Here is a 24,229-nt window from a genome sequence, read left to right as displayed (position 1 = left end):
TTAAATTGCTTTTGTTGAAAAACTGCGGGATTCCATCACTTTTAGAATTGCATCCGCTGTATCAAGAGAAGTAAAGGTCGGTACACCATGTTCCACTGCTTCTCGACGAATGATAAATCCGTCTTCCGTTGCATTTTGGCGATCTTTATCCATGGTATTGACTACTACTTGGGTCGTTCCTTTACGGATCAAATCAACAACCGTTTCTTCTGCTTGTTGATCAGAGATTTTAGCAACTCGTGTCACTTGCAGGCCTTTTTCTTCAAAGTAATCAGCGGTTCCATTGGTAGCCAATAAGGTGAAGCCGACCTCTACGAAACGCGCCGCCAGCGCTGCTGCCTCTTCTTTGCTTTCGTCTGCAACGGTGAAAAGTGCTTTTCCAAATTCAGGAATATGCAGGCCTGATGCCTCAAAAGCTTTATAAAGTGCTTTTGCCAAATCTTTGTCTGATCCCATTACTTCACCTGTTGATTTCATTTCAGGGCCTAAGTAAGTATCGACTTTTAAAAGTTTTGTAAAGGAGAAGACCGGTGCTTTGATGTGTACTTCATTTGGTGTTGGCGCAAGTCCGTCTTGATAACCTAACGCTGTGATTTCTTCTCCGAGAATCGCCTTCGTGGCAATTTGGGCCATTGGGATCTCTGTTACCTTGCTTAAAAATGGTACGGTTCGGCTAGCACGAGGATTTACTTCAATGACATACACTTTGTTTTCATGGATGACAAATTGGATATTCATCATACCGATACAATTTAAACCTAATGCCAAGCGTTTGGTATATTCTTCGATTGTAGCAATCAGTTCATCCGAAAGATTTTGCGGTGGATAGACCGCCATTGAATCTCCTGAATGGACCCCTGCACGCTCGATATGTTCCATGATTCCAGGAATCAAAACAGTTTTGCCGTCACAGATAGCATCGACTTCACATTCTTTACCGACCAAGTAACGATCGACCAAGACAGGATGTTCTGGTGATGCTTTCACTGCATGACGCATGTAATCTTCTAAATCGGCTTGGTTTTCCACGATTTCCATCGCGCGCCCTCCTAAGACATAACTTGGGCGGACTAAAACAGGATAGCCGATTTCTTGAGCGATGGCGATTGCTTCTTGTTCGTTCGTCGCTGTATCCCCTGGTGGTTGCGGAATATCTAGCGCTTGTAATGCTTGCTCAAAGAGATCACGATTTTCGGCACGATCAAGATCTTCAATGCTGGTGCCTAAGATTTTGACCCCAGCTTTTACTAAAGGCTCTGCTAAGTTGATCGCCGTTTGCCCGCCAAATTGGACGATGACCCCAATGGGTTGTTCCAAATCGATCACGTGTAAGACATCCTCTAAGGTCAATGGTTCAAAGTACAGCTTGTCGGAAATAGAGAAGTCAGTCGAAACCGTTTCGGGATTGCTGTTCATGATGATTGCTTCATAGCCAGCAGCTTGGATCGCTTTCACCGAGTGCACTGTTGCATAGTCAAACTCCACCCCTTGTCCGATTCGGATCGGTCCAGAACCTAAGACAAGAACAGATTCTTTTGCGCTACGTTTGCTTTCATTCTCAAACTCATAGGTGCTGTAAAAATAAGGCGTTGCTGATTCAAATTCTGCGGCACATGTATCCACCATTTTGTAGACGGGCAAAATCTTTTGCTCATGGCGCAGCGTGCGGATCTCAGCTTCTGTGGTTTCCCACAGCTCAGCGATCTTTTTATCCGTAAAGCCATTTTGCTTGGCTTTTTTCAACACATCAAGGGATTGTGGGTCGTTTGCTAATGCTTGTTCGATCTCAAAGATGTGAAGCATTTTATCTAAGAAGAATAAATCGATTTTCGTCATTTCATTCAAATCTTCGATGGTATACCCTCTTCGGATGGCTTCCATGACGTAGAATAGGCGATCATCTTGCGCCTTGATGACTTTTTCCATCAGATCATTGTCAGAAAGAGCTTCTAGTTCTTTCATTTCGATATGATGTGTGCCGATTTCTAATGAACGAACAGCTTTCAGTAATGACTCTTCAATATTACGACCAATCGCCATCACTTCTCCAGTTGCTTTCATTTGGGTTCCTAATCGACGTTCCCCAGTTTCAAACTTGTCAAACGGCCAGCGAGGAATTTTTGCGACCACATAGTCTAGTGCCGGTTCAAATTCTGCATAGGTAGTTTCTGTGACTGGGTTTTTCATTTCATCCAATGTTAAACCGACGGCAATTTTCGCTGCCAATTTGGCAATTGGATACCCTGTAGCTTTACTTGCTAACGCAGAGGAACGTGAGACCCGTGGATTTACTTCAATGACATAGTAGTTGAAGCTATGAGGATCAAGCGCCAATTGAACGTTACAGCCACCTTCGATTTTTAATGCGCGAATAATTTTTAATGACGCATCTCGCAACATTTGGTATTCATGATCTGACAGTGTTTGACTAGGGGCAAAGACGATGGAATCGCCGGTGTGGATGCCGACTGGATCGAAGTTTTCCATATTACAAACGACGATCGCGTTGTCAGCAGAATCTCGCATCACTTCATATTCGATCTCTTTAAACCCAGCAATACTCCGTTCAATCAAGCATTGGGTCACTGGCGAGAGCTTCAAGCCGTTTTCAGCGATTTGGCGCAGCTCTTCTTCATTGTTACACATGCCGCCGCCTGTTCCCCCTAGCGTAAATGCTGGACGAACAATGATTGGAAAGCCGATTTTTTTTGCAAATTCAACTGCTGCTTCCACCGTTGACACGATTTCAGATTCTGGGATCGGTTGATCCAATTCTTCCATTAATTGTTTGAATAGATCTCTGTCTTCTGCTTGGTCGATTGCTGCTAATTTGGTTCCTAGCAACTCAATTCCTAATTCATCCAAAATACCTGAGTTGGCTAATTCCATCGCCATATTCAAGCCCGTTTGTCCGCCTAATGTCGGTAAAATTGCATCAGGCTGTTCTTTACGTAAAATCCGTGAGACAAATTCAAATGTGATTGGTTCAATGTAGACTTTGTCAGCAATTTCTTTGTCCGTCATGATCGTTGCGGGATTCGAATTGACTAACACCACTTCGTAGCCTTCTTCTCGTAAAGCTAAACAAGCTTGTGTGCCGGCATAATCAAACTCTGCCGCTTGTCCTATAATAATCGGTCCAGAACCGATAACCATGATTTTCTTGATATCTGTACGTTTTGGCATATTAGTTCTGCTCCTTCCATGCATCGATCATCTCTAAAAATTCGTCAAATAAGTGGACCGCATCATGCGGGCCCGGTGCCGCATCTGGGTGGTATTGGACACTGAATGCTGGGTAGCGGCGATGACGAACCCCTTCGATCGTGCCATCGTTCACTTCGACGTGGGTCACCATTAGTTTTTCAGGATCGATGGATGCTTCATCCACAGCAAATCCATGGTTTTGTGAGGTAAAATCGATCCGACCAGTGGCGATCTCTCTTACTGGATGGTTTAATCCACGGTGACCGAACTTCATTTTATAGGTATCTGCCCCATTCGCTAATGAGAAGAGCTGATGGCCTAAACAAATCCCGAAGATTGGTACCTTGCCTTGAATCCCTTGTATCATTTTAATTGCTTCTGGCAAGCTTTTAGGATCGCCCGGTCCATTCGTCAGCATCACGCCATCTGGTGCGAGGTCTAAAATTTCTTGCGCTGTCGTATTGTATGGCAAAATAGTTAGATTGCAGTTGCGACGTGACAGCTCTCGTAAAATACTGTGCTTCAAGCCGAAGTCGATGACCACGATATTGCGACCCGTTCCAGGGCTTGGATAAGGTTTTGAGGTGGAGACTTGTGCCACTTGATTGGTTGGTAAAACCGCTGCTTTTAATTGATCAAAGGCATGGTCAAAGACATCTCCCGCATCAACGATGCTCGCTTTCATGGTTCCGTGTTGACGGATCTTTCTTGTCAGCGCGCGTGTATCGATTCCTGCGATCCCTGGAATATTTTTGCGTTTTAAAAATTCATCTAACGTCAGCTGCTTCCGCCAATTACTCGCTAGACGCGCGTGTTCTTTCACAACGACCCCTTTACAAGTCGGTGAAATTGATTCGTAGTCGTCTCGGTTGACGCCGTAATTTCCTACCATCGGATACGTAAACGTAATGATTTGTCCGTTAAAGCTTTGATCCGTAATGGCTTCTTGATAGCCCGTCATGCTGGTGGTAAAAACAATCTCACCAAAAACATTGATACTGGCACCAAAGCCTTCGCCTTCAAAGTATGTTCCATCTTCTAAAATAAGCCAACGTTTCATATTATTGCCCACCTTTTTGCCATACTAATTTTCCATTTACAAATGTATAACTTGTATCCCCATATAACGTCCATCCACCGAAAGGCGTATTGACTCCTTTTGATAGGAATTGCTTAGGATCCACGTTATAAGCTGATTCTAAGTCAAAAATTGCGAGATCGGCTTTGTCTCCGACCATCATCGTTCCGGCGCTTAGACCAAAAATTGATGCTGGTTTCACGGTCATCCAATCCACTAATTGCTGTAAGGTAAAGCGTCCTGTTTTTACAAAATGAGTGTACAACAATTGGAAGGCATATTCTGATCCGACGATGCCAAAGGGAGCTTTTAAAAAGCTTTGCATTTTTTCTTCATAACCATGCGGTGCATGATCCGTCGCGATACAGTCGATCGTGCCATCCAGCAGACCTTCGATCAACGCTTCACGGTCTTCTTGCCCACGTAATGGTGGGTTCATTTTCCAAAAGCCTTCATCGGCAGGAATATCTTCATCGATCAGAAGTAAATGGTGGGGAGAAACTTCGGCTGTCACATGAATGCCAGCTTTTTTGGCATCTCGGATCACCCGAACACTTTCTTTCGTAGAGACATGGCAGACATGGTAATGGGCTCCTGTTGCTTCCGCCAAAAGCACATCCCGAGCGATTTGAGATGCTTCCGTTACACTCAAGATCCCTGGTAATCCAAGTTCTTCCGCTTTTTTACCAGCATGCATCACGCCGCCAAAGAGTAAGGAATCATCTTCTGTGTGGGCAACCAAAGCCAAGTCATTTTCGGCTGCTTGCTTCATTGCCAGATACATTGTGCCAGCAGTCTGAACACCCACGCCATCGTTCGTCAAGGCGAAAGCGCCAGCAGCTTTCATTCCAGCTGCATCCGTCAATGTTTCACTGCGCAAGTTTTCTGTAATCGGCGCGTATTGTAAGACATTGATTGACGCATCTGCGTTGATTTTTTCGTATAAAGCTGTTAATTTTTCTGGTGTATCAGGAACTGGGTCAAGGTTAGGCATTGCGCAAACTGTTGTGAACCCACCACGAGCTGCTGCCCTACTACCCGTTTCAATTGTTTCTTTGTATTCAAAGCCTGGTTCTCTGAAGTGTACATGAACATCCACTAACCCTGGTGTGATCAATTGCTCTTTGGCATCGATGACTTCGTCAAAATCTGTTTCGGGAAATGCTGTACCGATCCCGCGAATGATTCCTTCTTCGATCCAAATTGCTGCAGGAACACAGTGATTGTCTTTTTTGATGATTTTACCGTTTTTAATGAGTGTTTTCATGTAAACTTCCTCCTCTTATTCCTTTTGACTGTTAGGCTTTACCATTTAATACTGCTTCAAGAATCGCCATTCGAACGAAGACGCCATTCGACATCTGTGTAATGATTCGTGAGCGTAAGCTTTCAACTAGCGCATCAGCCAATTCCACATCGCGATTGACCGGCGCTGGGTGCATTATGATCGCATGTTCCTTCATTCTGGCTGCCCGTTCGACGGTCAACCCGTGATTTTTTAAGTATTCTTCTTTGGAAAAGCTTTCCGTTCCATCATGGCGCTCGTGCTGGACACGAAGCATCATCATGACATCAACTTCTTCCACTAATTCATCTAATGGCAGCCAATGACCGTACACTTCAAACTCTTCGTCGTACCATTCTTTCGGTCCTGAAAAGAAAACTTTTGCGCCAAGTCGCTTGAGCATTTGCATGTTTGATTTTGCGACCCGTGAGTGGGTGATGTCACCTACGATGGCGACTTTCAAGTCGTCAAAGTGCCCGAACTCTTCATAGATCGTCATTAGATCCAACAAACATTGTGTTGGGTGTTGGCCGCTGCCGTCCCCGCCATTGATGATACTGCACTGGATCGTTTTGCTTTGGATCAAATCGTCGTAGTAGTTTTCATCGCCGTGGCGAATGACTGCCACATCTACGCCCAGAGCTGACATCGTCAAGACTGTGTCATACAGGGTCTCGCCTTTTTGAACAGAACTGGTGGAGGCTTCAAATTCAATGACTTCGATCCCTAGTTTTTTCTCAGCAACATCAAAGCTTTTGTGGGTTCTAGTACTGTTTTCAAAAAAGAGATTTGTTGCGAAATACTGTTCCTTTTGGGGCATCCATTTCGCCCCTCTTTTGAATTCTTGTCCTCTGCGGATGAGTCCCATCACTTCACGGTCCGTCAATGCTTCGACCGTCAAAAGATGCTTTAAGCTGATTCTTTCGGATTGAATAATCATGAATGAATTCCTCCTTTGTTTCTGTTTAAACGATGAGTTGGCACAAGTTATTTTTCTTCGCTGCGAGAGCTGTCAGGTAAAATAAGATTCAAGAAGATTCCTAGGACAGTTGCTAACGCCATTGCAGATAAGGTGAAGGTACCGACCGTGAACACAAGACCGCCGATTCCTACCACAAGGATCACTGACGCAATGATCAAATTCTTCTTACGATCAAAATCGATTTTGTTGTCGATCAAAATTTTCAACCCGCTGGCAGCGATGACGCCAAAGAGCAGGAAGCTGATCCCTGAGATGACTGGGCCAGGAATACTTAAGATCAATGCGCTTAGTTTTCCAACGAAGCCTAGTACGATGGCTAAAACTGCCGCACCACCGATGACGAACACGCTATGGACCCGTGTAATTGCTAAAACCCCGATGTTTTCTCCGTAACTTGTCACTGGCGGTCCCCCAACGAGACCGGCTGCGATTTGAGCAAAACCGTCGCCTAAGAGTGTTCGGTTCAAGCCCGGCTCTTCAAAGAAGTTCCGCTTCGTTAGTTTGTTTAAGACCATCAGATGTCCGATATGTTCTGTCATGGTGACGAAAGCGATCGGTGCCATCGTAGTGATCGCATTTAGATACAGTTTGGGTTCATAATTAATGAAAGGAATTTCGAAACTTGGCAGCCCAAACCAGTTGGCGTCAATGATTGGTTGTACGTCGACGATCCCTGACGCTAAGGCGATCAAGTATCCGCCAACGATCCCTAGCAGGATCGGGATCAGCCCTAAGAACCCTCGCAAAAACATGTTGAAGAAAATCGTTAATCCCAAGGTAGCCAAAGCTACTAGAATGTACTTGAAATCGTAAACTGAGTCATTGTACATCGCATTTTGGGCGGCGTTGGCGGCTAATCCTAGACCAATCACCATAATCACAGGACCGACAATGATCGGTGGTAAGATCTTATCCAACCAAGCAGCGCCAGCACGTTTGATGATCAGAGAAACGATCACGTAGACCAATCCAGTCGTGATGGCGCCTTGGGCGATGGCTGGGTAGCCGTCTGATTCCATCAGCATTTGCATCGCCGCGATAAACGCAAAGCTGCTGCCTAGATACGCTGGGATTTTCCCTTTCGTTGTGACCAAGTAAACCAATGTCCCAATACCGGAACTTACCAAAGCGATACTGGGGTTGATCCCTACCAAGATCGGTACTAAAACTGTCGCACCGAACATCGTGAAAAGATGTTGTAAACTAAGGCCTAACCAAGGCAGTGCTTTGGGCCGATCTTTGATGTCTAAAACTGCGTCTGGATTACGAAATTCTTGCTTCTGCATGTTGCTGTCACTCTTCTTCCTAGTCGTTTTCTTTATTGATCATGATCCGGTCAGAACCATCTGATTCTTCCATCTCAACGATAATTTCTTCACTTAAAGCAGTTGGAATATTCTTCCCAACAAAATCTGCCCGAATCGGCAGTTCCCGATGGCCGCGATCAACTAGAACGGCTAGTGAGATTCGTTTTGGTCGACCTATATCCATGATTGCATCCAAAGCTGCTCGAATCGTCCGTCCGGTAAACAAGACATCATCGATCAAGATCACTTCTTTGCCGTCAATGGCCGTCGGGATGTCTGATGAATGGATCTCTGGATCATCTTCGCTCTTTTTATCATCTCGGTACAAGGTGATGTCCAATTCTCCGACAGGTACTTCTACGCCTTCCAATTGTTTTAAACGTTCCGCAATCCGTTGGGCGATATAGATGCCTCTTGTCTTGATTCCTACTAGCACCAAATTATCAATGCCGCGATTTCTTTCAATAATTTCGTAGGTGATCCGTGTTAACGCTCGTTTCATTGTTACTGCATCTACTACTTCTTTCGCTGCCATATGTTGTTCCCTCCTAATTTTGAACATAAAAAAACTCCTACCTGCTTGAGGTAGGAGTCATGTTTTCCGATCGTTGCCTAAAATCCCATTCTGTGGATTTTGGGTACACGTTATCATCCAGTAAGGGTTCGAATCTCCAACGCGGGAGTCGTCTGCTTACTCATTCCTTCTTAGCCTCACGGGACTACATTTAAAGGAGCTATTTAGTTGTTACAATTACTATACAGTTCCACCACAAAAAAATCAATCATTTTTTCGTAATTTTTTTAGGGTGTCCTCAAATAGTTCTGGTAATGGGGCTTCAAAGACCATTGACTCACCCGTTGTGGGATGTGTGAAGCCTAAAAGCTTGGCATGTAAAAACTGGCCGTTGCCTTTTAAGGTACGCTTTGGTCCGTAGATTGGGTCACCGGCTAACGGAAACCCGATATATTGCATATGCACTCTAATTTGGTGGGTTCTTCCAGTTTCCAATTGCAATTCCACCAAGGTAAATTGATCAAAGCGTTCCAACACGGTGAAATGAGTCACTGCGGGTTTGCCGTTCTCAATCACCGCCTGCATTTTACGATTGACTTTCGAGCGGCCGATGGGTGCATTGATGGTGCCTTTTTCGTGGCTGATATTGCCATGGACCAAAGCCACATACTTGCGTAACGAGGTTTTGTCTTTCAATTGTTTCGCTAACGACTCATGCGCCTGATCATTTTTGGCAATCATTAACAGACCCGACGTATCTTTGTCGATTCGATGAACGATACCCGGCCGAACAACATCGTTGATCGTCGATAGATCCTCCATATGGTACAACAATGCGTTGACTAAGGTGCCACTCGGATGACCAGCGGATGGATGAACCACCATCCCTTGCGGCTTGTTGATGACTGCCACATCAGCATCTTGATAGACGATCGTTAAAGGAATATTTTCTGGCTCTAAATCTACTACTTCCGGCTCTGGCACTTGGATGACCAAGTGATCGCCTGCTTTTACTTTATAATTAGCCCGGACCGTCTCACCTGCCAAAGTAACGGCATCTTCTTTCAGCCATTGTTGGACTTGTGAACGGCTATGGTCAGGCAAGCGTTCGGCCAACACTTTGTCGACCCGCCCTTTTTCTTCTTTAATGATTACTTCAATTTGCTTTTCCATTTGATTCTCCTTGTTTCCCTTTTGCTACATCATCTACTAGTGCATAAATAAAAATCAAGATTACCCCAAACACTAATGACATATCAGCGATATTGAAAATTGGGAAATTGATAAAATCAAGCTGGAACATGTCCACTACAAAGCCATGCTGCAAGCGATCGATGAAGTTCCCGATAGCGCCACCTAGAACAAACGCCAGTCCGAAACGAAACCATAGGCTGCTTTTTTGGTAGCGAAACAATAGATAAACAACGACGGCAACCGCGATAACGGTGATGATCGCAAAAAAGGTGATTTTTCCTTCTAGAATACTCCAAGCTGCACCCGTATTCTGAAGATAGGTCAGGGACAACACATTGTCGATCAGAGAATGTGTTTCACCTAGTTGATAATTGGCAACGATCCAAATTTTCAGCCATTGATCCAAGCCAATGACAACAGCACTTAACAAAAAAAACAACGCGATCATAAATTTTCCACTCTTTCTTCTTTGAAAATATCTCGTGGACGGATGATGCCCAAGAGATTTCCATTCGGATTTTTATCTTTGGTGATCAATACCGCCTCAAGCAGGGCATTTTTTTGAAACAGTTCCTCGACTTCAACAATGGTTGTTTCTGCCGAAACGAAACAAAAATTCGATCGTTTCCCGTCTCCTGCTAATAATTCATCGGCCGTTCTGCCTGCTAACTTGATTTCACCATGGAGGCTTTCTTTCGCTAACCAGTACCCCAGCATTCGCAAAGTGATCAAGCCCAAAAATCGACCATTATCATAGATTGGAAATTGTGAGTAGCGCTTTTGGGCAACGATTTTCAATAACTCTGGTAATGGCAGGTGCTTTTCAAAACCAGTCACTCGTTTCGCAAAACGCGGCATGACTTTTTCAGGCGCCAGTAGAGATCGTTCAATTTCTTGAATGCGATTGACGACCCATTCATTTGGCTCTGCAATGACAAAGTTCTCACCAATTTTTTCATGAACGATGGCATTGCGCAGCTGAGCCATCTGTAATAGATCATCTTCTGCTCTTCTAACATTGATATTTTTACTTTTTGATAAGCGACGAACCATTTCAGAAAACCCCATATTCCGCGGATTATCCAATTCGTCTCGAAGACGCTTTTCGATTCGATTAAAACTGCTCAAAAATTGATCTGCACCACTAGCCATGAGGAACCTCCTTGATAAGATATGCTTTTTTTAAATAAATCAAAACAAAGACAAAATAAGCCACCAAATACACACCAACAAAAATCAACGAGTAGAGGTAGATGGATAATAAGCCCAAAACCCCTATCATGAGAAAAAGGCTTAAATAAAAGCCGATATATACTCTTTTAAGCGCAGGATTCATCACGACCTCCAGCTTGAGTGCTGATTGGCCTTGTGGTAGCTGAAAAGGCTGACTTTCTAAAAAAAACATGCGCACACGAATCGGCGTCTGCTCAGCCAGCGCCAAAAAAATCGTTTGCTGATGATTGATGGCAGCGATTCTTTTTTTCCCTTGCATGATCTCTAAGGGACTGCCCATTCCATAAAAACCAGTCCTCCTAGTTAGTTCTAGCTCCATTGACAAAGATCACCTCAATTGGTTAAGTATACTTGATTATCAAAAGAAAGAAAATAGACTTTTGATTGCTTCCTTGATTATTATAACAAGAATCCCTACTTTTATCTTCCATCACGTCAAATGAACGAGAAAAAGACGAATGCAGCGTGCATCCGTCCTATCAAATCATCTCTTTACGTTCTTTCGTTTCAAATGCCGCGAATGCCTTCTTTGTTTGCGACCGCTCTTTTAGAAAAGACCGATCGCTTGTCCATCAGAAGTCACGTCCATATTGATGGCGGCAGGTTTCTTCGGTAATCCCGGCATCGTCATCACGGCACCAGTCAAGGCTACGATAAAACCAGCACCTAGCTTGGGTACGAACTCACGAATGGTCACAGAAAAGCCTTCTGGTGCACCCAGTTGCTTTGGATCATCACTAAAGGAATACTGGGTTTTTGCCATACAGATCGGCAAATGATCCCAGCCCTGCTCTTTAAAGTTTTGCAACTGCGCCTTGGCTTTTGGTGCAAACTCAACCTCAGCCCCGCCATAGATTTCCCGCACGATCAAAGAAGCTTTATCCGCTAAAGGCAAATCGTCCGTATACAAGCGTTGGTAGTTAGCCGGTTTTTCCTCGATCACTTGGACTACCGCTTTTGCGAGATCCGTTCCACCCGCTCCACCATCTGCCCAAACAGCTGTCCGAGCGACGGTGACATCGATTCGCTGGCACAAGGCTTCAACTAATTCACGCTCCGCTTCGGTATCTTGTGAAAATTCATTGAGGGCGACTACCACTGGAATCTGATATTTGCGCATATTTTCAACATGCCGTTTTAAATTACTGAAGCCCCGCTCTAATGCTTCTGTATTCTCAGTCCCTAGATCAGCGACAGCGACACCGCCATGCATCTTCAATGCTCTGATCGTTGCCACAACCACGATCGCATCCGGTGCTTTTGATAGATTTGGTGTTTTGATATCTAAAAATTTCTCTGCACCTAAATCGGCACCAAAACCAGCTTCGGTCACCGTGTATTCGCCTAAGTGCAAAGCTGTCTCGGTTGCGATCACACTATTACACCCATGGGCGATATTCGCAAAAGGCCCGCCATGGATCAGCGCAGGGGTTCCTTCGATCGTTTGAACGAGATTCGGTTTGAGAGCATCTTTTAAAAGTAAGGCTAAAGCACCTTGGACCGCCAGATCTTTTACGTAAATTGGTTGTTTCTCAAAAGAATAACCAATTAAGATCTTTCCTAATCGTTCTTTTAAGTTATCAATGCTCTTTGCCAAACACAAAATCGCCATGATTTCACTTGCGACAGTAATATCAAAACCATCTTCACGAGGAACACCTTGTAATGGGCCGCCTAAGCCAACGATCACTTGGCGTAACGCACGATCATTCAAATCGACAACGCGTTTCCATGTAACCCGACGTCCGTCGATCCCTAATTCGTTGCCTTGTTGGATATGATTGTCGATCAACGCAGACAAGGCGTTATTAGCAGCCGTGATCGCATGCATATCACCTGTGAAATGTAAGTTGATGTCTTCCATCGGTAGTACTTGTGCTTTACCACCGCCAGTGGCGCCGCCTTTGATGCCCATTACGGGTCCCAATGATGGCTCACGTAAGGCGATGACGGTTTGCTTGCCGATTTGATTTAACGCATCTGCAAGTCCAATGGTCACAGTTGACTTGCCTTCTCCTGCTGGTGTCGGACTGATCGCTGTGACTAAAATCAGCTTCCCCAGTGGATTGTTTGCTTTTTCGTTGATTGCCGACCATTCGATTTTTGCTTTATATTTGCCATAAAGTTCCAGGTCATCCCCTGTTAAACCAAGTGGTTCAGCAATTTCAATAATCGGTTTAGGCTTTGATTCTTGTGCAATTTCGATATCTGATTTCATTTTTACCCTCAATTCACGAACTATTTAGCACTTTAAAAAAGGTTTTGTTTGCTATGGTCTTATTATACTTGATTTTATTCAGAAAGAAAGAGAGATTTTTCACACTTTTACAAGAAGTTTCACGGATCCTTTACGTAAACAAAAACAGCGTCTCTCCTAAGGCTGTACCGCCAAAAGGAGTGATCGCTGTTTTCTAGATTCCTATGAATTAGTCGTGGGTTTCGACCTGCACCCTTTTTTCAGGGATTTTTTCTTGAAAAAAAGTTTCTAACCATACCACATCTTTTTTACGTAACGTGAAGGTATACGTTCTTTGATGATCGGTAATGCTTATTAAACGGTTTTTAATTTGCCATTTTTCTATCTCAGACAGAGAGACGATTCTTTTCTTCCATATACGTGCATAGCGAATCAGTAACACGTCATTTCTAATGAGCAGACTCCGGTGGAGCCCCAGCCATACAAAAAAGAAGAAGACGGCTAAAACGAGGTTGCTTTTCCAATAAGGTCTGGTATTTTCTAACGAAAGAATCAAACTGATAAATAATATCATCATAGTGAACGACCAATAAATGATCGCTGTAGCAGCTTCCGGTTGCCAATACAATTTACGCTTCATAAAAGTTCCTCACAACATAAAATTTCTAGTATACTATCTTTATCATATCAAAAAAGGGTGAGACAATGTTAAAAGTTTATCTTGATGCTTCCACGAAAGGCAACCCCGGCCCTAGTGGCGGTGGAATCGTCATTGTCGGTACTGATCTGCATGAACAAATTGCGTTTCCGCTACCTGATTCCACCAACCACCAAGCAGAGTTCGCTGTGATGGTCAACGCGCTGCAGCTGTTGATTGACAAAGGGTTACAGGAACAGACAATTATGCTTTATACCGACAGCAAAGTCGTTGCGCAGACCATCGACAAGAATTATACCAAAAACCCTGCTTTTTCTGATTATTTAACAGAAATTCAATACTTGTTGAAACAGTTCTCTTTAGCGATCATCCAATGGGTCCCTGAGAGTCAAAACAAAGGTGCCGACCATTTGGCCCGCCAAGGATTAGCAAAAGCGATGAAATTAAAGGATCGGAGACAATAACCGAGAGAAGTTTTGTTTGAAGCGCAACCAGTAAGATTGCTTAGCCAAAATTTCATCCGTCAGTAATGTTGATTGTGTCATATCCTCTTCAAAGAAGCCTTTCAACGTTTGCGTGACATCGTGATCGTAGGCGAAGGCATTGACTTCAAAATTCAAGGCATAACTCCGAATGTCTTGATTCGTCGTCCCAAAGGAACTAATGGTATCATCCATCATGACCGTCTTCGCATGGAGGAAACCGTTGTTATAGATGTAGATTTTTGCACCACGGCGATGCAAGTAATTGGCATAGTGCTGTGTTGCCCGATAAATGAATGGATGATCCGGCATACATGGAATCATGATTCGGACGTCTACACCTGAGTGGATGGCAATTTCCAATGCATTCATCATACTGTCATCAGGAATCAAATAAGGCGTTTGGATCCAAATCGATTCTTTCGCAGCCAAAATCATTTTCACAAAACCGCCTTTAAGGATTTGGGTCTCTGTTTCTGGACCGTCGGCGACAATTTGCAGATCAACATTTCCAGCAAGCTCTTTCGGTGGCAAAATAAAATAACGATCTTCGTATTCTAGCTGATCCTCTTCCTTTTGCACCGATGCATTCCAATCACGAATAAAAATCTCTTGTAGCGTAAAGCTAGCGGTTCCGACGATTCTTGCGTGGGTATCTCGCCAATAGCCGAACTTGGCCTTTTTGCCAAGATATTGATCACCAACATTAAACCCGCCAGTCCAGCCAATTTGTCCATCGATCACAACGATTTTCCGATGAAGGTGGTAATTTAGCCGTGTGTTACGAATCAGATTTTTCGAGGTGATAAATGGCACGACTTTTCCTCCAGCATCGATCAGCGGTTGGAAGAACTTGCGATTGGCTTTCGGTGAACCCCATGGATCATAGACCAAACGGACTTCCACGCCTTCACGGGCTTTATCGATCAAGATAGACAAGAATTGGCCACCGATCTCATCATTAAAAAATGAATAATACTCCACATGCAGGTTGTCTTCAGCTTGCTTCATATCTTCGAATAATGCTGCAAATTTTTCTTTGCCATCTGTGTAAAATTCCACCTTGTTTCCTTTAGTCAAGGGCGATTCATCCAGGTTTTTAAAATAGCGCTCCAATAAATGATTATCATCTGAGTAAGGATGTTCTGGAAAAGAATAATTGTGCACTTTGATGATTCGATTCAACTCATTGATCCTACTCTGATGATGCTCACTGAATTTATAAATAATTTCTCCATCGATTCCCCGTCCGCAAAACAAGTACAACAAGAACCCAATGCCGGGGATGAATACCAACGTCATCATCCAAGCAAAGACACTTGCAATCGAGCGTGGTTTCCGAAAAACAGTAATAAAAGCAGCAATCGTATTAATAAACAAAAGTGCCAATAAGACCGTGGAAATCATGCTCATATCCATTTTTATCATAGTTTCCTCCTATATCCTGTAACCCTATAATAGGTAACTATGGTCGAAAGCAAGCTTTAAATCATAGTCCCCTAGTGTTTCTTTGATTTTTTGTTTCAACATTTCTTCGATTTCTCGATCGCTATAAACAGATTTTGCAGGAATCACTAAATCAAAAGCCAACAGATCTCCTTTGACCTGAAAATCATGCATCCGTAACTGTGGGTCAACGAAGCGAACGATCTTTGACACTTCTTTTTTTAGATGCCGATACTGCTGATTTTGAATTGGTACTGGATCAAGATGACAGACCAGGTCGACTTTCAAGGATTGGCGAAAATCTTGTTCAATCGCATCAATCACCTCATGCGCTTCTCGTAGTGACCAGGTTTCATCTACTTCGATATGCACACTGGCAAAACGATTTTTCGGCCCATAATTGTGAACCAGTAAATCATGGTAACCGAGAATCGTCGGATAGTGATCCAAGCGTTGCTCCATGGCGGAGACTTCTTCTTGCGTAGGTCGTGCCCCTAGCAATTCATTGATGAAAGACCGAATCATTTTAATGCCGCTGATCAAAATGTAGAGCGCAATCAGACAACCAACATAGCCATCGATTCGTAAACCGGTCAACCACTCGATCGTCGCTGAAAACAAAACCGCCCCTGTTGTATACACATCGTTGAGACTGTCTTGCCCACTGGCACTTAGTGTTTGAGAGCCGATCAACTTAGCCAATCTGCGGTACATTGCTCCTTGCCAGACTTTGATCAAAATCGATAAAACCAAAATGATAAACAATAGTGGGGAAAGACGGATACTCGTCGGTTCCATGACGCGTTGCACAGAACTGATGAGAAATTGGCCACCAACAAATGTGATGATCAAAGATACCACGAACCCACTGATGGCTTCAAAACGCTCATGTCCATACGGATGTTCACTGTCGGCTGGTTTCGCAGAGATCCGAAAACCGATCAATGTTAAAATAGACGAGGCGGTATCTGAAAGACTGTTGATGGCATCGGCCATAATCGAAACAGACTGCGCAGATAAGCCAATGATAAATTTCCCTGCGAATAATAGGAGGTTCGAAAGCACCCCCAGACTACCTGCTAACTTCCCGATGGCTGTACGTTCGTAGACACCATTTTTTTTGCTACGTTTTAAAAAAAAGTTTAGCAAATCATCACCCTCTCAAAAAACCATCTTTCTTATTTTACCCCGAAGGAATTCAATTAAACAACTATTCGTATCGTTTTTTCGAAAAAAAAGCGAATTCCCTTCAATTATCAAACGCATTTTCAGATAACATGTAGGAAAAAAGAAAAAGATAACGGAAGGGTCTCCCCCTCCGTCATCTTCGTTCAAAAAAGGAATGTGTTAAAGACCTGCGCTCCTCTTTCATCTATCTTCTCAAACGAAAGAAACTTGCTGCACAGATTCAACCAGTGAGTGTAATTACTTGGCAGCTAACCACGTTGCTGCTGACTCAAGTGCTGCTGCGATTCCTTCAGGATTCTTCCCGCCGGCTTGCGCCATATCAGGACGACCGCCACCGCCGCCACCAACTTTAGGTGCAATCTCTTTGATCAAATCGCCCGCTTTCAATCCTTTTTCATTGGCTGCTTTGTTCATGGCAGCTAAAAGATTCACTTTGCCATCATTCGCGGTAGCTAACACTAAAATATCAGAATGGTCTTTTTGTTTCCATTGGTCAGCTAGTTGACGTAATTGGTTCATGTCCTTTACAGTCACTTTTGCTGTGATCAGACGCAGACCATTTACTTCTTTGACATCTTTGAAAACATCCCCTGCTTGCTGGTTTGCTAACTTGCTGGCAAGAGCTTCGTTTTCTTTTTGCAGTTCACGCAGCTGCGCTTGCAGTTGTTCTGTTTTGGCAACGACTTCTTTTAATTGAGCGGATTTAACGATCCCTGCGATTGCTTTCAATTGCGTCTCTTCTTCATGCAATAGCGTATAGGCCTCTTGACTAGTCACTGCTTCGATCCGACGAACACCAGCACCGATCCCTGATTCAGAAACGATTTTGAAAATACCGATATCCTCCGTATTTGCTACATGGGTTCCCCCACATAATTCGATCGACCAATCGGCAACATTGACGACGCGAACGTCATGCCCATATTTTTCACCAAAGAGTGCCATCGCTCCCATGCCTTTTGCGGTATCGATATCCGTTTCGATCGTCACAACAGGGAGGGCTTCCCAAATTTTTTGGTTGACGATTTGTTCCATTTGACTCAGTTCTTCGCTGGTCACTTGCCCGAAATGACTAAAGTCAAAGCGTAAATGTCCTGGAGCAACTAATGAACCTGCTTGGTTCGCATGGCTGCCTAATACTTCTTTTAACGCTTTATGCAATAAGTGAGTCGCCGTATGATTTTTGATGATCTTATTGCGACGATGCTGATCCACTTGTAAGAAATAGTTCACGCCTTCTTGTAGTGGCGCTTTGACTGTAGCAGTATGCAAGAACTGACCGTTCGGTGCTTTCTTGACATCCGTCACCTCTGCTACGATCGTGCCATCCTCTGCTACGATCGTCCCTGTATCTGCAACTTGTCCACCCATCTCTGCATAAAATGGTGTTTCGGCAAAAATCAGTTTTGCTTCACCTGTCGAAACAGAATCATGTAACGCTTCGTCTTGGATGATCACTAATAATTCGCTGTTTGCTTCAAGTGAATCATAGCCAACGAAACGGCTGTCCACTTTGATATCCGTCAATAAAGCGGATTGTACGCCCATTGAAAGCTCCGTTTGCCGAGCCGCACGAGCACGGGCACGTTGTGCATCCATTTCTTGTTCAAACCCTTGATGGTCCACTTTCAACCCTTCGTCTTCCGCCACTTCTTCTGTCAATTCAACTGGGAAGCCGTAAGTATCATACAATTTGAAAATATCTTGACCAGCTAACGTATCTTGACCGTCTGCTTTCACTTGGGCGATCACTTGATTTAAAATATCTAACCCTTCATTGATGGTTTCATGGAAACGTTCTTCCTCGTTGCGGATCACTTTTTCAATAAATTCTTGCTGCTCTAATACTTCAGGATAGTAGCTTTCCATGATCTCGCCAACGATCGGTACTAATTTGTATAAGAAGGCAGCATCGATCCCTAATTTTTTCCCATGCATGACTGCACGACGTAATAAACGACGTAAAACATAGCCACTGCCTTCATTTGAAGGCAGTGCCCCATCGCCGATCGCAAAAGAAAGCGCGCGGATATGGTCTGCAATCACTTTAAAGGAGATATCTGTCGTTTTGCTGTCGCCGTAGTTCACACGACCGCTTAAATCTGCCACTGCATTGATGATCGGCAGAAACAAGTCTGTTTCAAAATTGGTTGGTGCATTTTGAACGATGGAAACCATTCGTTCCAGCCCCATCCCCGTATCAATGTTTTTATGTGGTAGTGGTTCATAGGAGCCATCTGGTTGATGATTGAATTCTGAAAAGACCAGATTCCAGATTTCCAAATAGCGTTCATTTTCGCCACCAGGATAGTTTTCGGGATCATCTTCCGCTACGTCATTAAACTCAGGACCACGGTCATAGAAAATCTCTGAATCCGGTCCACAGGGGCCTGCACCGATGTCCCAAAAGTTGTCTTCAATCTCAACGATATGCTCTGGTGTTAAGCCGACTTCTTCTGCCCAGATCCGTTTTGCTTCCGTGTCTTTTGGATAAACCGTGACATATAATTTCTCTGGATCAAAAGCCATCCATTCTGGGGAGGTCAAAAACTCCCAGGCCCAATGAATCGCTTCATTCTTAAAGTAATCGCCGATCGAAAAGTTGCCTAACATTTCAAACATCGTATGATGTCTTGCTGTTTTCCCAACGTTTTCGATGTCGTTGGTCCGAATCGATTTTTGCGCATTGGTAATTCTTGGGTTTTCAGGAACAACACTGCCATCAAAATATTTTTTTAGCGTTGCCACCCCTGAATTGATCCATAATAGGGTTGGATCATTGACTGGGACAAGGGACGCACTTGGTTCAATTGAATGACCTTTTGATTGAAAGAAGTCCAAAAACATTTGGCGTACTTCTGCACTGGATAATTGTTTCACGTTATTCTCCTACTTTCTTCTGTGTTCGCTTAAGATACAGGGGCTGACAAAATTGCTGGTAAGGCGCTCTTATGCCTGTCGAGACATTTTGACGATAAAAAAACACCATTGCAGAGCAAGGACGTCGATACGCGGTACCACCTTGCTTGCAATGATGTGACTCATTACCTCTTAGACTCGTTAACGCGGAGTGGACGGCAACATTTCTGCTGCAGTTGAGCACCAAAGGGAGCAATCCGTCCGAATTCATGTTTTTCTCTCAGCAATGAAAAACTTTCTGTAATGAATCATCAAACCGACCATATCCTTCGTCATTCAAAGTATAAGGAAATGTTTTGAAAAAGTCAATCCTCAAATCCGCTCTTTATTGATTAGGATCCCTTTGCGGTAACGATAGTTCTGGGGAGAAAGCTTTTGATCGGGCTGCAACATTTTCCGTGAACGGTAATAACTGGCATACGGCAAGGCATCGAATAAGGGATGACCACAAATTTGCCAATTCTCCATTTTTAAAGACAAGCCATCTGTCAGCTCCCACGCATCCGCAAGCCCATAGGTGCAGCCAAATAAATTCGGTTCAAGCAATTCAGCGGTTGACAAAGAGACGCCATCATCGCAGGGCTTTTCATTGCCCCAGCGAAAAAGTCGCCGAGTCGCAGCACCGCAAACGTATTCCCATTGATCCTCTGATAGCAGCTGAAAGCCTTGTTTGTCTAACTGCTGTTTCAATTCTGTTTGACTGACGGATTCGTGGGTAAATAACTGATAGGTTTCCGATAACGGCTCGAGTGCAGCAAAATAGCGATTCTCTTCGTGATAAAAAGCGGGTAATTCCCAACGCAAGCTTTCCTCAAAGGACGCTGGTGCTGTGAATTTTGCCTTTAGCTCTTTTTCGAAAACACTGAATTGATCGACTAACCCGTGAAACTCCCCAGTGATCGTATTCAGCTGCCCGATATACCTTGCGCCAGCAGGCAGCGCACTTTTTTGGACTAGCATGGGATCAATCACAGCTTTGCGCAAAGGGCTCGTAGACTCATTGACAAAAATCCCCCAATCTTGGCTGGTTTCTAATTCATAGATTGTTTCCAGCTGGTGAATGATCTCGTTGGGTGCTGACTGCCAATTTTTACTCCAGCAAGTAGCCGGTAACCCTTGCACACCGAGATCCCAACCTAAGATCGCCTCAGAGTTCCCTGGTATAAAGACAAAGTCTTCGCCATCGATCGTTAATTCAAAGGTAGCACATTTCAACCCTGCATACGTCAATTGACTAAAATGGACATCGGTGATCTCCTTTAAAGGACTGACAAAATACATTAAAATTTGCTGGATCAGCTGTTCTTTGATTTCAAAGGACAGTGTCTTCCAATTTGACCATTGTAACGCCTCAAAAAAATCCACGTCATTTCTCCTCTCATCTGCTACAATTACTATATGACGAGTATACCACGAAAAAGGAGGAAAACGACTGATGCTTTATTTTGGACGCAGTCCGTGGATGCTACAAGCGGTTTTCGCCTTGCGGCAAGCCGTTTTTGTGGAAGAACAACACATCCCTATAGAATGGGAATTTGATGAAAAAGACCAAACCTGTCCATACTTTCTTTGGCATGATGGAAACATACCGATCGCTACCATCAGATATCAATTCTCTACGCCAAATACCCTGCAACCTGACCGCTTTTGCGTAGCTAAGGCTTTTCGTCATCAAGGTTATGGAAGGAAGCTCCTGCATTATCTCGAAATGCGCGGTATCCAAGAGGGTGCCATCCAATCAGTTTTATCAGCAGAGATCGATGCTTGTGCGTTTTATGAAGCCTGCGGGTATCAAAAAACGTCCGAGCCCTATACTGAAGATGGTGTATTGTGTGTAGAAATGACCAAACAATTAAAAACAGCAGTCAAGTAAGAGAACACCCCTTACATGACTGCTGTTTTGGTAACCATTAACTATTCGAATTTTTCTTGTTTTTGCGGGCAGTTCGAGTCGTTTGACGGCGTTCGATCTTCCGTTTTTCTTTGTTCTTCTTATCAACAGCCCATTGAATTTTTTTCTTGTAGCCAGGCTTGATTTTTTTCTTCTTCTTCTTGACTAGGCCAATCAAGGTTGGGTCTAATTCATCACGAGATTTTTCCCGCTTTTGTCGACGATTCCGATCGTAAGTCGCAACGATCTCGCCATTTTTGATTTCCTTCGGTTGGAAAACAACCCCTAGATCTTCGATGGCTTGGATTGCCCCTTCATCACTTGGATCATATAACGTAATCGCGGTCCCATCCATTTGGTTTCGACCTGTCCGACCAACACGATGGATAAAGAAATCCAAATCAGCTGGAATCTCAGCATTGATGACATGAGACACCCCTTCAATATCAATCCCTCGCGCCGCTAAATCTGTTGCGACCACATATTGGTAGTCCAAATTTTGCACTTGGCGCATGATCCGTTTTCTTTCACGAGGGCTGATGTCGCCGTGGATCTTCGCCACTTTTAAACCTTGCTCCTTTAAGTAATCCGTAATTTCATCCACACGGCTCTTCGTGTTGGCAAAAACGATGGCAAGATAGGGATGGCCTGTAGTCAATAATTGGTAGATCAATTTATTGGTATTTTTCCCTTTGGTAGAAATCAACCAATTCTCGATCGTATCAGAGATGACTGCTTTCGATTTGATTTCTTCGATCAATGGATTGGCCATGTATTTTTTCAAGAAAGGTCGCAATTTCTCTGGAATCGTTGCGGAGAAAACCAGCATTTGCAGTTTCTCAGGCAAACGCCCCGCAATTTGATCGACTTCTTCTAAAAAGCCCATATCCAAGGTCATGTCTGCTTCATCCACGACAAATACATTGGCAGTGTGAACCCCTAACGCTTGTTCGTTGATCATATCCAAGATACGACCAGGTGTCCCAATCACGACATGGGGCTGTTGGTTTTGCAGACGGCTCAATTGACGTTGCTTATCCGTTCCTCCAACGAAATTTGACACTCGAATTTCAGGATCATGAAATCCGCCGATTTGTTTTGCGGCGTGATAGATTTGCGTGGCTAATTCACGACTCGGTGCAGTGATCACTACTTGCACTTCATCTTTTTCGGCATCGATTTTATCCATCAATGGCAGTAAAAATGTGTGGGTCTTACCACTTCCGGTCTGTGATTGCCCTACAACACTACGGCCTTTTTGGATAACAGGTATCAGTTTTTCTTGCACTTCTGTTGGTTTAGAGAACTTTTTATCAGCAAGTGCTTCATAAATAAATGGTTGAAATTTAAATGACTCAAAAGACATTCAAACACCTTCTTTCTTTTAGCATCCTTTGGATTATAGCATATGTTGCCTTGTTTTCCTAACTTTCTTTTGTAATCGATTGAGGATCGATCGTACTGATGGTATACGTTGCACTGCGGCGTTCATAGAAAAAGCGGCTTTCTTTTTTTATTGCTGCCCACACGAGATTCAAGTAAAAGCCAAACTGGATCAACCCAAAAATAACCACCATCAACAAACTAACGACTAAAAGCAGCATATTATTCGACTCAAGAAACGGTGCGAAAAAGATATTGACCCGACTGATGCTGGCATAAATCAGATAAAACAAGCCATAGCGTTTCAATAAAGCCCCCAAGCTAACACGCTCACGATCTTCTTGCATGATTTTGATCCGTACGAGTTTTTTTCCAATCGTTTGTCCTTTGGCAAGATAAGCCAACAACACAAAGTACAGCAACACTTCAAGAGCAAAGTACCAATAGTCCCCACTAAAGTCTCGTACCGTCTGTTGAGTGAGCAAACGAACAGCGATCACCACAAGGAAACTGATCACATTCAGTATTCCCCAGTCGATCAACCAAGCAACCACCCTTCGTGTCACGGTTACCCGAGTACCCTTGGCGTAAGAGTCGGCGTCCATTTCTTCTCTTGATGGCAATAAGAACGTAAAAAGTGGGGCGATCGTCCAGCCCACAAGCCCTCCGACTGTATTGACAAAGAGATCATTGACATCGAATAAACGATACGGACGAGGATAAATAAAATACAGTCCCGTCAACTGCGTTAATTCAAAAAACAACGTCAGACAAAAGGTCATCGCCAGTGTTTTAAAAAAAGAACACTTGAAGTAATAACGTAAGTAAACCCCGAATGGCAAGGTCAACAATAAATTAAAGAGAGGTTCTAGAAAGACCCCTTGTTTCATAGCGGGAATATAGGTTTGCGGATCGTGAATGTTTAAGACGGTCTGTTGGACAAAATGTTGCCACGATGCCCCTAACTGCAATTCCATCTTAGGGCCAGTCATCTGCGCTACCTCTTCGATCGAGGGCAATGGCAGGATAACTAAGAAATAGGCGCACAATAAATAGAAGACAAACGAATACAGAACCAGTGCGCGTGACAAGATAAAACGACCGTATTTTCGGTATTGGATAACAAAAAAAATCATTGATATCGCCAATGCTAGGAAAGGAAAAACCAGCAGGGCAACTTTTATTGGGGTAATATAAGCGGACATAAAGAACTCCTTCACGTTTTCTTTTTATCTTACACGCTATTTCCCAAAACGTAAATTTTG

The 24,229-nt window shown here is 43.7% G+C and carries 20 protein-coding genes; 2 read left to right on the top strand and 18 right to left on the bottom strand.

The window, feature by feature from the left end; translation table 11 throughout:
• From carB to ENLAB_RS00540, 12 genes are all read right to left on the bottom strand, one after another.
• Positions 1 to 3,186, bottom strand: a complete 3,186-nt coding sequence (gene carB, locus ENLAB_RS00595) for a carbamoyl-phosphate synthase large subunit (protein ID WP_194194542.1) — start codon at positions 3,184 to 3,186, stop codon at positions 1 to 3.
• Between the two features lies 1 nt (position 3,187).
• Positions 3,188 to 4,267 (bottom strand): carbamoyl phosphate synthase small subunit, encoded by a 1,080-nt coding sequence (locus ENLAB_RS00590; protein ID WP_005235984.1) that lies wholly within the window; start codon positions 4,265 to 4,267, stop codon positions 3,188 to 3,190.
• 1 nt (position 4,268) lies between these two features.
• Positions 4,269 to 5,552: a dihydroorotase gene (pyrC, locus tag ENLAB_RS00585; RefSeq protein ID WP_244352178.1), complete on the bottom strand. Its 1,284-nt coding sequence runs from the start codon at positions 5,550 to 5,552 to the stop codon at positions 4,269 to 4,271.
• Positions 5,553 to 5,583: 31 nt separating this feature from the next.
• Positions 5,584 to 6,510, bottom strand: a complete 927-nt coding sequence (locus tag ENLAB_RS00580) for an aspartate carbamoyltransferase catalytic subunit (protein WP_077453392.1) — start codon at positions 6,508 to 6,510, stop codon at positions 5,584 to 5,586.
• 47 nt (positions 6,511 to 6,557) lie between these two features.
• Positions 6,558 to 7,838 carry a solute carrier family 23 protein gene (locus ENLAB_RS00575; RefSeq protein WP_244352177.1) on the bottom strand — a complete coding sequence of 427 codons (1,281 nt, stop codon included), beginning with the start codon at positions 7,836 to 7,838 and terminating at the stop codon, positions 6,558 to 6,560.
• A 19-nt stretch (positions 7,839 to 7,857) separates the two neighbouring features.
• Positions 7,858 to 8,394, bottom strand: a complete 537-nt coding sequence (pyrR, locus tag ENLAB_RS00570; RefSeq protein WP_077453394.1) for a bifunctional pyr operon transcriptional regulator/uracil phosphoribosyltransferase PyrR — start codon at positions 8,392 to 8,394, stop codon at positions 7,858 to 7,860.
• Positions 8,395 to 8,637: 243 nt separating this feature from the next.
• Positions 8,638 to 9,546: an RluA family pseudouridine synthase gene (locus tag ENLAB_RS00565; RefSeq protein ID WP_077453395.1), complete on the bottom strand. Its 909-nt coding sequence runs from the start codon at positions 9,544 to 9,546 to the stop codon at positions 8,638 to 8,640.
• Positions 9,530 to 10,015 (bottom strand): signal peptidase II, encoded by a 486-nt coding sequence (gene lspA, locus ENLAB_RS00560; protein WP_015509729.1) that lies wholly within the window; start codon positions 10,013 to 10,015, stop codon positions 9,530 to 9,532. The genes ENLAB_RS00565 and lspA overlap by 17 nt, the downstream gene beginning before the upstream one ends.
• Entirely contained in the window at positions 10,012 to 10,719 is a 708-nt protein-coding gene (locus ENLAB_RS00555; protein WP_077453397.1) for a CBS domain-containing protein, read from the bottom strand. The genes lspA and ENLAB_RS00555 overlap by 4 nt, the downstream gene beginning before the upstream one ends.
• Complete coding sequence (locus tag ENLAB_RS00550; RefSeq protein WP_244352175.1) at positions 10,712 to 11,119, bottom strand: hypothetical protein; 408 nt, start codon at positions 11,117 to 11,119, stop codon at positions 10,712 to 10,714. The genes ENLAB_RS00555 and ENLAB_RS00550 overlap by 8 nt, the downstream gene beginning before the upstream one ends.
• Positions 11,120 to 11,347: 228 nt before the next feature.
• The gene (locus ENLAB_RS00545; RefSeq protein WP_244352173.1) at positions 11,348 to 13,018 is read right to left on the bottom strand and encodes a formate--tetrahydrofolate ligase; all 1,671 of its coding nucleotides are present in this window, start codon (positions 13,016 to 13,018) and stop codon (positions 11,348 to 11,350) included.
• Positions 13,019 to 13,226: 208 nt separating this feature from the next.
• A complete protein-coding gene (locus ENLAB_RS00540) occupies positions 13,227 to 13,637 on the bottom strand; it encodes an EbsA family protein (protein WP_244352171.1) in 411 nt (136 codons plus the stop codon).
• A 65-nt stretch (positions 13,638 to 13,702) separates the two neighbouring features.
• Here ENLAB_RS00540 and ENLAB_RS00535 point away from each other — a divergent pair, with 65 nt between their 5' ends.
• On the top strand, positions 13,703 to 14,119 hold the full coding sequence (locus tag ENLAB_RS00535; protein WP_201689140.1) for a ribonuclease HI family protein: 417 nt from the start codon (positions 13,703 to 13,705) through the stop codon (positions 14,117 to 14,119).
• On the opposite strand, the gene cls is transcribed toward ENLAB_RS00535, so the two are convergent.
• From cls to ENLAB_RS00515, 4 genes are all read right to left on the bottom strand, one after another.
• On the bottom strand, positions 14,099 to 15,565 hold the full coding sequence (cls, locus tag ENLAB_RS00530) for a cardiolipin synthase (RefSeq protein WP_244352169.1): 1,467 nt from the start codon (positions 15,563 to 15,565) through the stop codon (positions 14,099 to 14,101). The genes ENLAB_RS00535 and cls overlap by 21 nt on opposite strands.
• A 24-nt stretch (positions 15,566 to 15,589) precedes the next feature.
• Positions 15,590 to 16,732 (bottom strand): cation diffusion facilitator family transporter, encoded by a 1,143-nt coding sequence (locus ENLAB_RS00525; RefSeq protein ID WP_244352167.1) that lies wholly within the window; start codon positions 16,730 to 16,732, stop codon positions 15,590 to 15,592.
• 276 nt (positions 16,733 to 17,008) lie between these two features.
• Positions 17,009 to 19,651, bottom strand: coding sequence for an alanine--tRNA ligase (gene alaS, locus ENLAB_RS00520; protein WP_244352166.1), 2,643 nt, complete (start codon positions 19,649 to 19,651; stop codon positions 17,009 to 17,011).
• A 351-nt stretch (positions 19,652 to 20,002) separates the two neighbouring features.
• Positions 20,003 to 21,055: a DUF7278 family profilin-like fold-containing protein gene (locus tag ENLAB_RS00515; protein WP_244352150.1), complete on the bottom strand. Its 1,053-nt coding sequence runs from the start codon at positions 21,053 to 21,055 to the stop codon at positions 20,003 to 20,005.
• A 70-nt stretch (positions 21,056 to 21,125) separates the two neighbouring features.
• Here ENLAB_RS00515 and ENLAB_RS00510 point away from each other — a divergent pair, with 70 nt between their 5' ends.
• Positions 21,126 to 21,563, top strand: coding sequence for a GNAT family N-acetyltransferase (locus tag ENLAB_RS00510; protein ID WP_244352134.1), 438 nt, complete (start codon positions 21,126 to 21,128; stop codon positions 21,561 to 21,563).
• A gap of 37 nt (positions 21,564 to 21,600) precedes the next feature.
• On the opposite strand, the gene ENLAB_RS00505 is transcribed toward ENLAB_RS00510, so the two are convergent.
• Positions 21,601 to 22,947, bottom strand: a complete 1,347-nt coding sequence (locus tag ENLAB_RS00505) for a DEAD/DEAH box helicase (protein ID WP_005226134.1) — start codon at positions 22,945 to 22,947, stop codon at positions 21,601 to 21,603.
• A 58-nt stretch (positions 22,948 to 23,005) separates the two neighbouring features.
• A complete protein-coding gene (locus ENLAB_RS00500; protein WP_244352132.1) occupies positions 23,006 to 24,169 on the bottom strand; it encodes a VanZ family protein in 1,164 nt (387 codons plus the stop codon).
• Between the last annotated feature and the right edge of the window lie 60 nt (positions 24,170 to 24,229).

It is taken from the genome of Enterococcus innesii, assembly GCF_022846515.1.
In the GTDB taxonomy this organism is placed as follows: Bacteria; Bacillota; Bacilli; order Lactobacillales; family Enterococcaceae; genus Enterococcus_D; species Enterococcus_D innesii.
This window is presented reverse-complemented; position numbering and strand designations above follow the sequence as displayed.

Coding starts and splice junctions, on each gene's coding strand:
- ENLAB_RS00505 (WP_005226134.1), bottom strand. CDS start 22,947: ATGTCTTTTGAGTCATTTAAATTTCAACCATTTATTTATGAAGCACTT.
- ENLAB_RS00510 (WP_244352134.1), top strand. CDS start 21,126: ATGCTTTATTTTGGACGCAGTCCGTGGATGCTACAAGCGGTTTTCGCC.
- ENLAB_RS00550 (WP_244352175.1), bottom strand. CDS start 11,119: ATGGAGCTAGAACTAACTAGGAGGACTGGTTTTTATGGAATGGGCAGT.
- carB (WP_194194542.1), bottom strand. CDS start 3,186: ATGCCAAAACGTACAGATATCAAGAAAATCATGGTTATCGGTTCTGGA.
- ENLAB_RS00535 (WP_201689140.1), top strand. CDS start 13,703: ATGTTAAAAGTTTATCTTGATGCTTCCACGAAAGGCAACCCCGGCCCT.
- ENLAB_RS00545 (WP_244352173.1), bottom strand. CDS start 13,018: ATGAAATCAGATATCGAAATTGCACAAGAATCAAAGCCTAAACCGATT.
- ENLAB_RS00575 (WP_244352177.1), bottom strand. CDS start 7,838: ATGCAGAAGCAAGAATTTCGTAATCCAGACGCAGTTTTAGACATCAAA.
- cls (WP_244352169.1), bottom strand. CDS start 15,565: ATGATAAAAATGGATATGAGCATGATTTCCACGGTCTTATTGGCACTT.
- pyrR (WP_077453394.1), bottom strand. CDS start 8,394: ATGGCAGCGAAAGAAGTAGTAGATGCAGTAACAATGAAACGAGCGTTA.
- ENLAB_RS00580 (WP_077453392.1), bottom strand. CDS start 6,510: ATGATTATTCAATCCGAAAGAATCAGCTTAAAGCATCTTTTGACGGTC.
- ENLAB_RS00565 (WP_077453395.1), bottom strand. CDS start 9,546: ATGGAAAAGCAAATTGAAGTAATCATTAAAGAAGAAAAAGGGCGGGTC.
- lspA (WP_015509729.1), bottom strand. CDS start 10,015: ATGATCGCGTTGTTTTTTTTGTTAAGTGCTGTTGTCATTGGCTTGGAT.
- pyrC (WP_244352178.1), bottom strand. CDS start 5,552: ATGAAAACACTCATTAAAAACGGTAAAATCATCAAAAAAGACAATCAC.
- ENLAB_RS00555 (WP_077453397.1), bottom strand. CDS start 10,719: ATGGCTAGTGGTGCAGATCAATTTTTGAGCAGTTTTAATCGAATCGAA.
- ENLAB_RS00500 (WP_244352132.1), bottom strand. CDS start 24,169: ATGTCCGCTTATATTACCCCAATAAAAGTTGCCCTGCTGGTTTTTCCT.
- ENLAB_RS00590 (WP_005235984.1), bottom strand. CDS start 4,267: ATGAAACGTTGGCTTATTTTAGAAGATGGAACATACTTTGAAGGCGAA.
- ENLAB_RS00540 (WP_244352171.1), bottom strand. CDS start 13,637: ATGAAGCGTAAATTGTATTGGCAACCGGAAGCTGCTACAGCGATCATT.